General features: G+C 61.7%; 12 protein-coding genes. 10 read left to right on the forward strand and 2 right to left on the reverse strand.

Translation table 11 applies throughout. The annotated features are described in order from the left end of the window. Nucleotides 1-93: 93 nt before the first annotated feature. The 10 genes from nuoG to WIN67_RS20030 all read left to right on the forward strand — a co-directional run bounded on the left by nuoG (nucleotide 94) and on the right by WIN67_RS20030 (nucleotide 10,995). Nucleotides 94-2,808 carry an NADH-quinone oxidoreductase subunit NuoG gene (gene nuoG / locus WIN67_RS19985; RefSeq protein WP_339069933.1) on the forward strand — a complete coding sequence of 905 codons (2,715 nt, stop codon included), beginning with the start codon at nucleotides 94-96 and terminating at the stop codon, nucleotides 2,806-2,808. Next, nucleotides 2,805-3,812 (forward strand): NADH-quinone oxidoreductase subunit NuoH, encoded by a 1,008-nt coding sequence (gene nuoH / locus WIN67_RS19990; RefSeq protein WP_102864716.1) that lies wholly within the window; start codon nucleotides 2,805-2,807, stop codon nucleotides 3,810-3,812. Before nuoG ends, nuoH begins: the two co-directional genes overlap by 4 nt. An 11-nt stretch (nucleotides 3,813-3,823) precedes the next feature. After that, a complete protein-coding gene (gene nuoI / locus WIN67_RS19995; protein WP_003223795.1) occupies nucleotides 3,824-4,372 on the forward strand; it encodes an NADH-quinone oxidoreductase subunit NuoI in 549 nt (182 codons plus the stop codon). A 9-nt stretch (nucleotides 4,373-4,381) separates the two neighbouring features. Beyond that, complete coding sequence (gene nuoJ / locus WIN67_RS20000) at nucleotides 4,382-4,882, forward strand: NADH-quinone oxidoreductase subunit J (protein ID WP_102864715.1); 501 nt, start codon at nucleotides 4,382-4,384, stop codon at nucleotides 4,880-4,882. A gap of 4 nt (nucleotides 4,883-4,886) precedes the next feature. Further along, on the forward strand, nucleotides 4,887-5,210 hold the full coding sequence (gene nuoK / locus WIN67_RS20005; RefSeq protein WP_016964784.1) for an NADH-quinone oxidoreductase subunit NuoK: 324 nt from the start codon (nucleotides 4,887-4,889) through the stop codon (nucleotides 5,208-5,210). Continuing rightward, entirely contained in the window at nucleotides 5,207-7,060 is a 1,854-nt protein-coding gene (gene nuoL / locus WIN67_RS20010) for an NADH-quinone oxidoreductase subunit L (RefSeq protein ID WP_339069934.1), read from the forward strand. Before nuoK ends, nuoL begins: the two co-directional genes overlap by 4 nt. A gap of 39 nt (nucleotides 7,061-7,099) precedes the next feature. Next, the gene (gene nuoM, locus WIN67_RS20015) at nucleotides 7,100-8,632 is read left to right on the forward strand and encodes an NADH-quinone oxidoreductase subunit M (RefSeq protein ID WP_011062195.1); all 1,533 of its coding nucleotides are present in this window, start codon (nucleotides 7,100-7,102) and stop codon (nucleotides 8,630-8,632) included. A gap of 7 nt (nucleotides 8,633-8,639) precedes the next feature. Continuing rightward, nucleotides 8,640-10,103, forward strand: a complete 1,464-nt coding sequence (gene nuoN, locus WIN67_RS20020; RefSeq protein WP_015636299.1) for an NADH-quinone oxidoreductase subunit NuoN — start codon at nucleotides 8,640-8,642, stop codon at nucleotides 10,101-10,103. A gap of 237 nt (nucleotides 10,104-10,340) precedes the next feature. Beyond that, nucleotides 10,341-10,691, forward strand: a complete 351-nt coding sequence (locus WIN67_RS20025; protein ID WP_110596127.1) for a toxin — start codon at nucleotides 10,341-10,343, stop codon at nucleotides 10,689-10,691. Next, nucleotides 10,678-10,995, forward strand: coding sequence for a helix-turn-helix domain-containing protein (locus tag WIN67_RS20030; RefSeq protein WP_102864712.1), 318 nt, complete (start codon nucleotides 10,678-10,680; stop codon nucleotides 10,993-10,995). Before WIN67_RS20025 ends, WIN67_RS20030 begins: the two co-directional genes overlap by 14 nt. A 68-nt stretch (nucleotides 10,996-11,063) precedes the next feature. On the opposite strand, the gene cysS is transcribed toward WIN67_RS20030, so the two are convergent. Further along, nucleotides 11,064-12,446, reverse strand: a complete 1,383-nt coding sequence (gene cysS, locus WIN67_RS20035; RefSeq protein ID WP_102881792.1) for a cysteine--tRNA ligase — start codon at nucleotides 12,444-12,446, stop codon at nucleotides 11,064-11,066. Nucleotides 12,447-12,464: 18 nt separating this feature from the next. Then, entirely contained in the window at nucleotides 12,465-14,165 is a 1,701-nt protein-coding gene (locus WIN67_RS20040) for a glutamine--tRNA ligase/YqeY domain fusion protein (RefSeq protein WP_102881793.1), read from the reverse strand. Between the last annotated feature and the right edge of the window lie 113 nt (nucleotides 14,166-14,278).

The raw sequence follows: 14,278 nt of genomic DNA on the forward strand, positions 1-14,278 counted from the left end.
GATGACGCCGTGAACGGCTGTGTTGATTCGCACGCATAACAAGATTCCATTAGCCACGCCCGCTGACACCGGGCCAACGAAGAACTTTGAACCATGGCCACTATCCACGTAGACGGCAAAGCGCTCGAAGTCGATGGGGCGGACAACCTGTTACAGGCTTGTCTGTCACTAGGCCTCGACATCCCTTATTTCTGCTGGCACCCCGCACTCGGTAGCGTCGGTGCCTGTCGCCAGTGCGCGGTCAAGCAGTACACCGACGAGAACGACACCCGTGGTCGTATCGTCATGTCCTGCATGACCCCAGCCACCGACAACACCTGGATCTCCATCGACGATGAAGAATCCAAGGCCTTCCGCGCCAGTGTTGTCGAGTGGCTGATGACCAACCACCCCCACGACTGCCCGGTCTGTGAGGAAGGCGGTCACTGCCACCTGCAAGACATGACGGTGATGACCGGCCACAACGAGCGCCGTTATCGCTTCACCAAGCGCACCCACCAGAACCAGGACCTCGGCCCGTTCATTTCCCACGAAATGAACCGCTGCATCGCCTGCTACCGCTGCGTGCGCTTCTACAAGGACTACGCCGGCGGCACCGACCTGGGCGTCTACGGCGCCCACGACAACGTGTACTTCGGTCGCGTTGAAGACGGCACCCTGGAAAGCGAGTTCTCCGGCAACCTCACCGAGGTCTGCCCGACCGGTGTGTTCACCGACAAGACTCACTCCGAGCGCTACAACCGCAAGTGGGACATGCAGTTCTCGCCGAGCATCTGCCATGGCTGCTCCAGCGGTTGCAACATCTCCCCGGGCGAGCGCTACGGCGAGCTGCGGCGCATCGAGAACCGCTACAACGGTTCGGTGAACCAGTATTTCCTCTGCGACCGTGGCCGTTTTGGCTACGGCTACGTCAACCGCAAGGACCGTCCGCGCCAGCCACGCCTGGCCGATGGCACCCAGCTGACTCTGGACCAGGCGCTGGACCAGGCGGCCGACCTGCTGCGCGGTCGCAACATCGTCGGTATCGGCTCGCCTCGCGCCAGCCTGGAAAGCAACTACGCCCTGCGTGAGCTGGTCGGTGCCGAGCACTTCTACAGTGGTATCGAAGCTTCTGAACTGGAGCGCATCCGCCTGGTTCTGCAGGTTCTGAACGACAGTCCGCTGCCGGTTCCGAACATGCGCGAGATCGAAGACCACGATGCCATCTTCGTCCTTGGCGAAGACCTGACCCAAACCGCCGCACGCATGGCCCTGGCCCTGCGCCAGTCGGTCAAGGGCAAGGCCGAGGAAATGGCCGACGCCATGCGCGTCCAGCCTTGGCTCGACGCCGCCGTGAAGAACATCGGTCAGCACGCGCTGAACCCGCTGTTCATTGCCAGCCTGGCTGAAACCAAGCTCGACGACGTGGCCGAGGAGTGTGTACACGCCGCTCCAGACGACCTGGCGCGCATCGGTTTCGCCGTGGCCCACGCCATCGACGCCAGCGCCCCTGCCGTGGAAGGCCTGGACAGTGAAGCCCTGGAACTGGCCAAGCGCATTGCCGACGCTCTGCTGGCGGCCAAGCGCCCACTGATCATTTCCGGTACCTCCCTGGGCTCCAAGGCGCTGATCGAAGCCGCAGCGAACATTGCCAAGGCCTTGAAGCTGCGCGAGAAAGCCGGCTCCATCAGCCTGGTCGTGCCAGAGGCCAACAGCCTCGGCCTGGCCATGCTCGGTGGCGAATCCGTGGACGCGGCCCTGCAGACGGTGATCGACGGTAAGGCCGACGCCATCGTGGTGCTGGAAAACGACCTGTACACCCGCACCGACGCAGCCAAGGTGGATGCCGCACTGAACGCGGCCAAGGTGGTGATCGTTGCCGATCATCAACAGACCGCCACCCTTGAGCGCGCGCACCTGGTGCTGTCGGCGGCCAGCTTCGCCGAAGGCGACGGCACCCTGGTCAGCCAGGAAGGTCGTGCCCAGCGCTTCTTCCAGGTCTTCGATCCGACCTACCTGGACGCCAGCATCATGGTCCACGAAGGCTGGCGCTGGCTGCACGCCCTGCGCAGCACTCTGCTGAACAAGCCAGTGGACTGGACCCAGCTGGACCACGTGACCGCTGCCTGCGCCGCGAGCACCCCGCAACTGGCTTCCATCATCGACGCGGCACCTTCCGCAGCGTTCCGTATCAAAGGCCTGAAACTGGCCCGCGAACCGCTGCGCTACAGCGGCCGTACCGCCATGCGCGCCAACCAGAGCGTGCATGAACCGCGCACCCCGCAAGACCCGGATACCGCCTTCGCCTACTCCATGGAAGGTTACTCGGGCTCCGCCGAACCGCGCTCGCAAGTGCCGTTCGCCTGGTCGCCGGGCTGGAACTCGCCGCAAGCCTGGAACAAGTTCCAGGACGAAGTCGGCGGCCATCTGCGTGCCGGTGATCCGGGTACTCGCCTGATCGAAAGCCAGGGCGACCGTCTCAACTGGTTCTCCAGCGTACCGCGGGCCTTCTCTCCGGCTCAGGGCACCTGGCAAGCGGTGCCGTTCTATCACCTGTTCGGCAGCGAAGAGAACTCTTCGAAAGCCGCTCCGGTACAGGAACGCATTCCGGCGGCCTACGTGGCCCTGGCCAAGTCCGAAGCCGATCGCCTGGGTGTCAACGACGGTGCCCTGCTCGCGGTGAACGTAGCCGGCCAGACCCTGCGTCTGCCACTGCGCATCAACGAAGAGCTGGGTGCTGGCCTGGTGGGCCTGCCTGCCGGTCTGGCGGGGATTCCTCCGGCGTTCTTTGGCAAATCCGTTGACGGTCTGCAGGAGGCGGCGCAATGAGTTGGTTTACCCCTGAAGTGATCGACGTGATCCTGACGGTCGTCAAGGCCGTCGTGATCCTGCTGGCGGTAGTAATCGCCGGTGCGCTGCTGAGCTTCGTCGAACGTCGCCTGCTGGGCTGGTGGCAGGACCGTTACGGTCCGAACCGCGTTGGCCCGTTCGGCATGTTCCAGATCGCCGCCGACATGCTGAAGATGTTCTTCAAGGAAGACTGGACCCCGCCGTTTGCCGACAAGGTGATCTTCACCCTGGCACCAGTGGTCGCCATGTCCGCCCTGCTGATCGCCTTCGCGATCATCCCGATCACCCCGACCTGGGGCGTCGCGGACCTGAACATCGGCCTGCTGTTCTTCTTTGCCATGGCCGGTCTGTCGGTCTACGCGGTGCTGTTCGCCGGCTGGTCGAGTAACAACAAGTTCGCCCTGCTGGGCAGCTTGCGGGCTTCGGCCCAGACCGTGTCCTACGAAGTGTTCATGGGCCTGGCGCTGATGGGCATCGTGGCTCAGGTCGGTTCCTTCAACATGCGCGACATCGTCGAGTACCAGGCGCAGAACCTGTGGTTCATCATTCCGCAGTTCTTCGGCTTCTGTACCTTCTTCATCGCTGGCGTGGCCGTGACTCACCGTCACCCCTTCGACCAGCCGGAAGCGGAGCAGGAACTGGCCGACGGTTACCACATTGAATACGCCGGCATGAAATGGGGCATGTTCTTCGTTGGTGAGTACATCGGCATCATCTTGATCTCGGCACTGTTGGTCACCCTGTTCTTCGGTGGCTGGCACGGTCCGTTCGGCATCCTGCCGCAACTGTCCTTCGTCTGGTTCGCGTTGAAGACCGCGTTCTTCATCATGCTGTTCATCCTGCTGCGCGCCTCTATCCCGCGCCCGCGTTATGACCAGGTGATGGACTTCAGCTGGAAATTCTGCCTGCCGCTGACCCTGATCAATTTGCTGGTGACCGCTGCGCTTGTGTTGTTGAACACGCCTGCGGGCGCGGTTCAGTGAGGATTTGACCCATGTTCAAATATATTGGCGACATCGTTAAGGGTACTGGTACCCAGTTGCGCAGCCTGGTGATGGTGTTCGGTCACGGCTTTCGCAAACGCGACACCCTGCAATACCCCGAAGAGCCGGTGTACCTGCCGCCACGCTACCGTGGCCGTATCGTCCTGACTCGCGACCCCGATGGCGAAGAGCGTTGCGTAGCCTGCAACCTGTGCGCCGTGGCCTGCCCTGTGGGTTGCATCTCGCTGCAGAAAGCTGAAACCGAAGACGGTCGCTGGTACCCGGACTTCTTCCGCATCAACTTCTCGCGCTGCATTTTCTGCGGCCTCTGCGAGGAAGCCTGTCCGACCACCGCAATCCAGCTGACACCGGATTTCGAGATGGCCGAGTTCAAACGTCAGGACCTGGTTTACGAGAAAGAGGATCTCTTGATCTCCGGTCCCGGAAAGAACCCTGACTACAACTTCTATCGTGTTGCAGGTATGGCCATTGCCGGTAAGCCAAAAGGCTCCGCGCAGAATGAAGCCGAGCCGATCAACGTGAAGAGCTTGCTGCCTTAAGGAAGAACGATGGAATTCGCTTTCTATTTCGCATCAGGTGTTGCCGTTGTTTCCACGCTGCGCGTGGTCACCAACACCAACCCTGTGCACGCCCTGCTCTACCTGATCATTTCGTTGATCGCCGTGGCCATGACCTTCTTCAGCCTCGGCGCACCGTTCGCCGGTGCCCTGGAAGTGATCGCCTACGCCGGCGCCATCATGGTGCTGTTCGTGTTCGTGGTGATGATGCTCAACCTCGGCCCGGCCGCGGCTCAGCAGGAGCGCATCTGGCTCACGCCCGGCATCTGGATCGGCCCGGTGATTCTCGCCGCCTTGCTGCTGGCTGAACTGCTGTACGTATTGTTCAGCCACCAGAGCGGTGCCGGTATCGGTCAAACCACCGTCGACGCCAAGGCCGTGGGCATCAGCCTGTTCGGCCCTTACCTGCTGGTGGTCGAACTCGCCTCGATGCTGCTGCTCGCCGCAGCCGTCACGGCGTTCCACTTGGGCCGCAACGAGGCGAAGGAGTAACACGATGCCTACTATCCCTCTCGGTACTATCCCGATGGAACATGGCCTGGCAGTTGCCGGCATCCTGTTCTGCCTCGGTCTGGTCGGCCTGATGGTCCGCCGTAACATCCTCTTCGTGTTGATGAGCCTGGAAGTGATGATGAACGCCTCGGCATTGGCCTTCATCGTTGCGGGCGCCCGCTGGGCGCAACCGGATGGACAAGTGATGTTCATCCTGGTGATCAGCCTGGCAGCCGCCGAGGCCAGTATTGGCCTGGCGATCCTGCTGCAGCTGTACCGCCGCTTCCACACTCTCGATATCGATGCAGCCAGCGAGATGCGCGGATGAACCTTCTCTTTCTGACTTTCGTATTCCCCCTGATCGGTTTCCTGCTGCTGTCGTTCTCCCGGGGACGCCTCTCGGAAAACCTCTCGGCCCTGATCGGCGTCGGCTCCATTGGCCTGTCGGCCATCGTGGCCGCCTACGTGATCTGGCAATTCAACGTTACGCCGCCTGAGGGTGGTCACTACACCCAGGTGCTGTGGCAGTGGATGTCGGTGGACGGTTTCGCGCCGAACTTCGCCCTGTACCTGGATGGTCTGTCCGTGACCATGCTGGGTGTGGTGGTGGGCGTGGGCTTTTTGATCCACCTGTTCGCGTCCTGGTACATGCGCGGTGAAGCCGGCTACTCGCGCTTCTTCGCCTACACCAACCTGTTTATCGCCAGCATGCTGTTCCTGGTGCTGGGCGATAACCTGTTGTTCCTGTACTTCGGCTGGGAAGGCGTGGGCCTGTGCTCCTACCTGTTGATCGGTTTCTACTACAGCAACCGCAACAACGGTAACGCCGCACTCAAGGCCTTTATCGTCACCCGTATCGGCGACGTGTTCATGGCCATCGGCCTGTTCATTCTGTTCCAACAGGTGGGCACGCTGAACGTCCAGGAACTGCTGGTGCTGGCACCGCAGAAATTCCAGGCCGGCGACTTCTGGATCACCCTGGCGACCCTGATGCTGCTGGGCGGCGCCGTGGGTAAATCCGCGCAACTGCCGCTGCAGACCTGGCTGGCGGACGCGATGGCCGGCCCGACCCCGGTTTCGGCACTGATCCACGCCGCGACCATGGTCACCGCCGGCGTCTACCTGATCGCCCGTACCCACGGTCTGTTCACCCTGGCACCGGAAGTCCTGCACCTGGTAGGCCTGGTGGGCGGCGTGACCCTGGTACTGGCCGGCTTCGCCGCGCTGGTGCAGACCGACATCAAGCGGATCCTCGCCTACTCCACCATGAGCCAGATCGGCTACATGTTCCTGGCCCTGGGCGTTGGCGCCTGGGACGGCGCGATTTTCCACCTGATGACCCACGCCTTCTTCAAGGCCCTGCTGTTCCTGGCTTCCGGTGCGGTGATCGTTGCCTGCCACCACGAGCAGAACATCTTCAAGATGGGCGGCCTGTGGAAGAAACTGCCTCTGGCCTACGCCAGCTTCATCGTCGGTGGCGCCGCCCTGGCGGCCCTGCCTCTGGTGACCGCGGGCTTCTACTCCAAGGACGAGATCCTCTGGGAAGCCTTCGCCAGTGGCAACCATGGCCTGCTGTATGCCGGTCTGGTGGGTGCGTTCATGACCTCGCTGTACACCTTCCGCCTGATCTTCATCACCTTCCACGGTGAAGCCAAGACCGAAGCCCACGCCGGCCACGGGATTTCCCACTGGCTGCCGCTGGTGGTGCTGATCGTGCTGTCCACCGGGATCGGCGCGATGATCACTCCGCCCCTGCATGGTGTACTGCCGCTGAGCGTCGGTCATGCCGGTGGCGAAGCCAAGCACAGCCTGGAAATCGCCTCGGGCGCCATCGCCCTGGCCGGTATCCTGCTGGCCGCCCTGTTGTTCCTTGGCAAGCGTCGCGTTGTGACCGCCATCGCCAACAGCGGCATCGGGCGTCTGCTCTCGGCCTGGTGGTTCGCCGCCTGGGGCTTCGACTGGATCTACGACAAACTGTTCGTCAAGCCATACCTGGCCATCAGCCATGTACTGCGCAAGGACCCGCTCGATCAGACCATCGGTTTGATCCCGCGTATGGCCAAAGGGGGTCACAACTCCCTGAGCCGTACCGAGACCGGTCAACTGCGTTGGTACGCCGCCTCGATGGCAGCCGGTGCCGTGCTGGTCATCGGCGCCATTGTGCTGGTAGCGGTCTGATATGAACCTTGCGAACTTGCGAAAGGAATTGAGCCCGTCATGATTCTGCCTTGGCTAATCCTGATCCCCTTCATCGGCGGCCTGCTGTGCTGGCTGGGTGAGCGCTTCGGCGCCACCCTCCCGCGCTGGATTGCGCTGTTGACCATGACCCTGGAACTCGCTCTCGGCCTCTGGCTGTGGGCCCACGGTAACTATTCATTTGCTCCGGCGCCTGGCGCCGATCCAACTTGGGCCATCGAGTTCAAGCATGTGTGGATCGAGCGCTTCGGCATCAACGTGCACCTGGCGCTGGACGGCCTGTCGCTGTTGATGATCCTGCTGACCGGCCTGCTGGGTATCCTCTCGGTACTCTGCTCCTGGAAAGAGATTCAGCGTCACGTGGGCTTCTTCCACCTGAACCTGATGTGGATCCTGGGCGGTGTGGTCGGCGTGTTCCTGGCGCTGGACCTGTTCATGTTCTTCTTCTTCTGGGAAATGATGCTGGTGCCGATGTACTTCCTCATCGCGCTCTGGGGTCACAGCTCGGCAGACGGCAAGAAAACCCGGATTTACGCAGCAACCAAGTTCTTCATCTTCACTCAGGCTTCCGGCCTGATCATGCTGGTGGCGATCCTGGGGCTGGTGCTGGTCAACTTCAACAACACCGGGGTGATCACCTTCGATTACGCCCAGTTGCTGAAGACCAAGATGTCCACCGCCACCGAGTACATCCTGATGCTCGGCTTCTTCATCGCCTTCGCGGTAAAGCTGCCGGTGGTGCCGTTCCACTCCTGGCTGCCTGACGCTCACGCCCAGGCACCGACCGCCGGCTCCGTGGACCTGGCCGGTATCCTGCTGAAGACTGCGGCCTACGGCCTGCTGCGTTTCGCCCTGCCGCTGTTCCCCAACGCTTCGGCAGAGTTCGCGCCGATCGCCATGACCCTGGGTCTGATCGGCATCTTCTACGGTGCCTTCCTGGCCTTCGCCCAGACCGACATCAAGCGTCTGATCGCTTTCTCCAGCGTTTCCCACATGGGCTTCGTGCTGATCGGGATCTACTCCGGCAGCCAGCAGGCCCTGCAGGGCGCGGTGATCCAGATGCTAGCCCACGGTGTTTCGGCAGCCGCGCTGTTTATCCTCAGCGGCCAGCTGTACGAGCGCACCCATACCCGCGACATGCGTGAAATGGGCGGCCTGTGGTCGCGTATCGCCTACCTGCCGGCCATCAGCCTGTTCTTTGCAGCCGCTTCTCTGGGCCTGCCGGGCACCGGTAACTTTGTCGGCGAGTTCCTGATCCTGATCGGCACCTTCGTCAGTGCGCCATGGATCACCGCGATCGCGACGTCCGGCCTGGTGTTCGGCTCGGTCTACTCGCTGATCATGATCCACCGTGCCTACTTCGGCCCGTCCAAGTCGGACGCGGTGCTGCACGGCATGGATGCTCGCGAACTGATCATGGTGCTGGGACTGGCGGTCCTGCTGATCTACATCGGCGTGTACCCGCAACCGTTCCTCGATACCTCTGCCGCCACCATGCATGGCGTGCAGCAATGGCTCAGCACCGCCTTCACTCAACTCGCTTCGGCCCGGTAAGAGCGCTATGGACTTTACGATTCAACACTTTATAGCCCTGGCGCCGCTGCTGATCACCAGCGCCACCCTTGTGGTGGTGATGCTGGCGATCGCCTGGCGGCGCAACCACGCCCAGACCTTCCTGCTGTCGGTGGCCGGTCTGAACCTGGCATTGCTGTCGATCTTCCCGGTGCTGAAAGTGGCACCCCTGGCGGTCACCCCGCTGTTGCAGATCGACCAGTTCGCCTGCCTCTACATGGCCCTGATCCTGGTGGCCACCTTGGCCTGCGTCACCCTGGCCCACGCCTACCTGGGCGACGGCAGCAGCGGCTACCCGGGCAACCGTGAAGAGCTGTACCTGCTGATCCTGCTGGCCGCCGCCGGTGGCCTGGTGCTGGTCAGCGCGCAGAACCTGGCCGGCCTGTTCATCGGCCTGGAGCTGCTCTCGGTACCGGTCTACGGCCTGGTGGCCTATGCCTTCTTCAACAAGCGCTCCCTGGAAGCCGGCATCAAGTACATGGTGCTGTCGGCCGCCGGTTCGGGCTTCCTGTTGTTCGGCATGGCCTTGCTCTACGCAGAAGCCGGCAGCCTGAGCTTCAGCGGCATCGGTCAAGCCCTGGCCGCCACTGGGCTGCCAAGCCCGCTGGCGCAACTGGGCCTGGGCATGATGCTGATCGGCCTGGCCTTCAAACTGTCGCTGGTGCCTTTCCACCTGTGGACTCCGGACGTCTACGAAGGCGCCCCGGCCCCGGTCGCCGCCTTCCTGGCCACCGCCAGCAAGGTGGCGGTGTTCGCGGTACTGGTGCGTCTGTTCCAGCTCTCGCCAGTGGCCAGCAGCGGTGTCCTGAGCAACGTGCTGACCGTGATCGCCATCGCCTCGATCCTGGTGGGCAACCTGTTGGCGCTGACCCAGAGCAACCTCAAGCGTCTGCTGGGTTACTCGTCCATCGCCCACTTCGGTTACCTGCTGATCGCCCTGGTGGCGAGCAAGGGCCTGGCCATGGAAGCCATCGGCGTGTACCTGGTCACCTACGTGATCACCAGCCTCGGTGCCTTCGGTGTGATCACCCTGATGTCCTCGCCGTACAAAGGCCGTGATGCCGACGCCCTGTACGAGTACCGTGGCCTGTTCTGGCGCCGTCCGTACCTGACCGCCGTCCTCACCGTGATGATGCTGTCCCTGGCCGGTATCCCGCTGACCGCGGGCTTCATCGGCAAGTTCTACATCATCGCTACCGGTGTCGAAGCGCACCAATGGTGGCTGGTCGGTTCCCTGGTCATGGGCAGCGCCATCGGCGTCTTCTACTACCTGCGAGTGATGGTCACCCTGTACCTGATCGAGCCGAACCTGCGTCGCGTCGATGCCCAACTGCACTGGGAACAGAAAGCCGGTGGCGTCATGCTGCTGGCCATCGCAGTCCTGGCGTTCTTCCTCGGCGTATACCCACAGCCGCTGCTGACCCTGGTCCAGCACTCCGGCCTGGCGGGTTGATCGCTTAGGTTTCAACGCAACAAACAGAACGGCACCTTCGGGTGCCGTTTTGCATTTCAGGGCCCTGCCCTCCCCTATTCCCAGCGAAACTCGGAATCGCCCTTCCTGTCACGTCGGCTCGCTCCGACATTCAGCCCAATGCCGCAGGCATAGACTGTTGCCAGATCAAACGCGGCGCTCAGCGGGCCTTGACCAAAGCTGCAGCGCCATCCATTCTATACGCAGGAAGCGTATGAAATGAATGCTCTGTTTATTGAACTACCGGCATTTGCACGATACCGAAAGGACTTCCTTGACGACGAGTTGTTCTGCGAACTGCAGATCGAGTTGCTGCGCCACCCGCACGCGGGGGTTCTGATTCAGTGCACTGGCGGCTTGCGCAAGATGCGTTTCGTCGATGAGCGACGCAACAAGGGCAGGCGTGGCGGGCTGAGAGTGATTTATTACTGGTGGTCCGGAGGGGCGCAGTTCTGGCTCTTCACCCTGTTCGACAAGGAGCAGATGGACGACCTGCTACCGCAGCAGCGACAACAGCTCAAACAACTGCTGGAACGTGAAATCGAGGCCAGAAGACATGACCAAACGTGACATCTTTTCCGAACTGGTAGAAGGCATCGACGCCCTCACCCAGGAGCGCCAGGGCAAGATCACCCTGCGCAGCCATAAAGTGAAGCTGGACAAACTGCCCCCCATCACTGCTACCGAGGTGATGAACATCCGCCAGCAACTCAACCTCTCGCGTTCAGTATTCGCCATGTACCTGCGCACCAACACCCGTACCCTGGAAAACTGGGAACAAGGCCGCGCCACACCCAACGCCCAGGCCACGACCTTGATGCGCCTGGTGGAGCGCTACCCGGACACAGTGGAGCGCCTCGCCTCGCTGGCCTGATCCGGCACTGTTCGAAGGGCAACAAAAAACCCGCACCAGGCGGGTTTCTTGTTGCAGCAAACGCCAGCTTAGTCAGCCAGGCGCCAGGTCGTACCGCCCTTGCCGTCTTCCAGAATCACGCCCATGGCGGTGATCTGATCGCGAATACGGTCGGACTCAGCCCAATCCTTGTTGGCACGGGCTGCCAGACGTGCCTGGATCAGCGCCTCGACCTGTGCCCCATCGACCCGACCTTCGGCACCGGCCTGCAGGAAGTCATCGGCTTCCAGTTGCAGCACGCCCAGCACGCTGGCCAGCTCTTTCAGACGCGCTGCCAGACCCGCCGCCGCATCGATATCGCTCTCACGCAGGCGGTTGATCTCACGCACCATCTCGAACAGTACGGCACAGGCTTCCGGAGTACCGAAGTCGTCGTTCATCACCTGGGTGAAACGTTCGACGAAGGCTTCGCCACCGGCCGGAGCGACCTTTGGCAGCCCCTTGAGCGCGTGATAGAAACGCTCCAGCGCGCCCTTGGCGTCCTTGAGGTTGTCTTCCGAGTAGTTGATGGCGCTGCGGTAGTGGCTGGCCACCAGCAGGTAACGCACCACTTCCGGATGGTACTTGTCGAGCACGTCGCGAATGGTGAAGAAGTTGTTCAAGGACTTGGACATCTTCTCGCCATTGATGCGGATCATGCCGCAGTGCATCCAGGCATTGGCGTAGGTCTTGCCGGTCGCCGCCTCGCTCTGGGCAATCTCGTTCTCGTGGTGCGGGAACTCCAGATCGCTGCCACCGCCATGAATGTCGAAGGTCTCACCCAGGCAGCAGGTGGACATCACCGAGCACTCGATATGCCAGCCCGGACGACCAGCACCCCACGGCGACTCCCAGCTCGGCTCGCCCGGCTTGGCGGCTTTCCACAGCACGAAGTCCAGCGGGTCCTGCTTCGACTCATCCACTTCGATCCGCGCACCGATGCGCAGGTCTTCGATCTTCTTGCGCGACAGCTTGCCATAACCCATGAACTTACCGACGCGGTAGTACACGTCGCCATTGCCCGGAGCGTAGGCATAACCCTTGTCGATCAGGGTCTGGATCATCGCGTGCATGCCTGGGATATGGTCGGTGGCCCGCGGCTCCATGTCCGGCTTGCGGATATTCAGCCGCGCCTCGTCCTCGTGCATCGCCGCGATCATACGCTCGGTCAAGGCCTCGAAGGACTCACCGTTCTCATTGGCACGATTGATGATCTTGTCATCGATATCGGTGATGTTGCGCACGTACGTCAGGTCATAACCGCTGAAACGCAGCCAGCGGGTAATCAGGTCGAAGGCCACCATGCTGCGGCCGTGCCCCAAGTGGCAGTAGTCGTACACGGTCATGCCGCACACATACATGCGCACCTTGTTGCCATCCAAAGGCTTGAAGACTTCTTTGCTCTTGGTGAGCGTGTTGTAGATCGTTAGCACGTTAGTTCCTTGACTGAATCACTGACCCCAGGAGTCGCGCAGGGTCACGGTACGGTTGAATACCGGAGCACCGGGTTTCGAGTCCTTGATATCCGCGCAGAAGTAGCCTTCGCGCTCGAACTGGAAACGGTCTTCCGGCTGTGCGTTGCCCAGCGAGGGTTCGGCACGACAACCAGTGAGCACTTGCAGGGAGTCAGGGTTGATGTTGTCCAGGAAACTCGCGCTGTCCTCGGCCTTCTCCGGGTTCGGAGAACGGAACAGACGATCGTACAGGCGCACTTCGCACTCGACGCTGGCGGCAGCCGGCACCCAGTGGATCACGCCCTTGACCTTGCGGCCTTCAGGGTTCTTGCCCAGGGTGTCCGGATCGTAGGAGCAACGCAGCTCGACGATATTGCCCTCGGCATCCTTGATCGCTTCGTCAGCACGGATCACGTAGCTGCCGCGCAGCCGTACTTCACCGTTGGGTTCCAGGCGCTTGTAGCCCTTTGGCGGCTCTTCCATGAAGTCATCACGGTCGATGTAGATTTCACGGGCGAACGGCAGCTTGCGCACGCCCAGTTCTTCTTTCTGCGGATGACGCGGCAGTTCGAGGTTCTCGATCTGGTCTTCCGGGTAGTTGGTGATCACGACTTTCAACGGACGCAGCACGCACATGGCGCGCGGGGCATTCGCGTCGAGGTCCTGGCGGATGCTGAATTCCAGCATGCCGTAATCGACCACGCCGTCGGAGCGGTTGGTGCCAACCATCTCGCAGAAATTGCGGATCGATGCCGGGGTGTAGCCGCGGCGGCGGAAGCCCGACAGGGTCGACATGCGCGGGTCGTCCCAACCATTCACGTGCTGCTCGTCCACCAGTTGCTTGAGCTTGCGCTTGCTGGTGATGGTGTAGTTCAGGTTCAGGCGGCTGAATTCGTACTGACGCGGGTGCGCCGGCACCGGCAAGTGCTCGAGGAACCATTCGTACAGCGGACGGTGGCTTTCGAATTCCAGGGTGCAGATCGAATGGGTGATGCCTTCGATGGCGTCCGACTGACCGTGGGTGAAGTCGTAGTTGGGGTAGATGCACCACTTGTCACCGGTCTGGTGGTGATGGGCATGGCGGATGCGATACATGATCGGGTCGCGCAGGTTCATGTTCGGCGAGGCCATGTCGATCTTGGCCCGCAGCACCCGTGCACCGTCTGGGAATTCGCCGGCACGCATGCGGGCGAACCAGTCCAGGTTCTCTTCAACCGAACGCTCGCGGAACGGGCTGTTCTTGCCCGCTTCGGTGAGGCTACCGCGGTACTCCCTGGCTTGCTCGGGAGTCAGGTCGCAGACGTAGGCCTTGCCTGCCTTGATCAGTTCCACGGCCCAGTCGTGCAATTGGTCGAAATATTGCGAGGCATAGCGCACTTCACCGGACCACTCAAAGCCCAGCCACTTGACGTCGCTTTCGATGGCGTCGATGTACTCCTGGTCTTCCTTGGCCGGGTTGGTGTCGTCAAAGCGCAGGTGGGTGACACCACCGAACTCCTGAGCCAGGCCGAAATTCACGCAGATCGACTTGGCGTGACCGATGTGCAGGTAACCGTTGGGCTCCGGAGGGAAGCGGGTCACGATCTGTGTGTGCTTACCCGAGTCCAGGTCCGCCTGGATGATCGGGCGCAGGAAGTTGACCGGTACGGCCGGTCCAGTCTTGGAATTCGAGGTAGGGTCGACAGTGGGCTTGCTCATAGGATCCTTGAACGTACAAGTGCGCGGCCGGGTGCGGCCTGATAAATCAAAACGAGTATCATAGCCGATGCTGTCAAGTGCCTGACAGAGCGCAGCTTTAAAACTGCGGCTAT

The sequence above is a fragment of the Pseudomonas idahonensis genome, assembly GCF_037903935.1.
Classification (GTDB): Bacteria; Pseudomonadota; Gammaproteobacteria; order Pseudomonadales; family Pseudomonadaceae; genus Aquipseudomonas; species Aquipseudomonas danubii.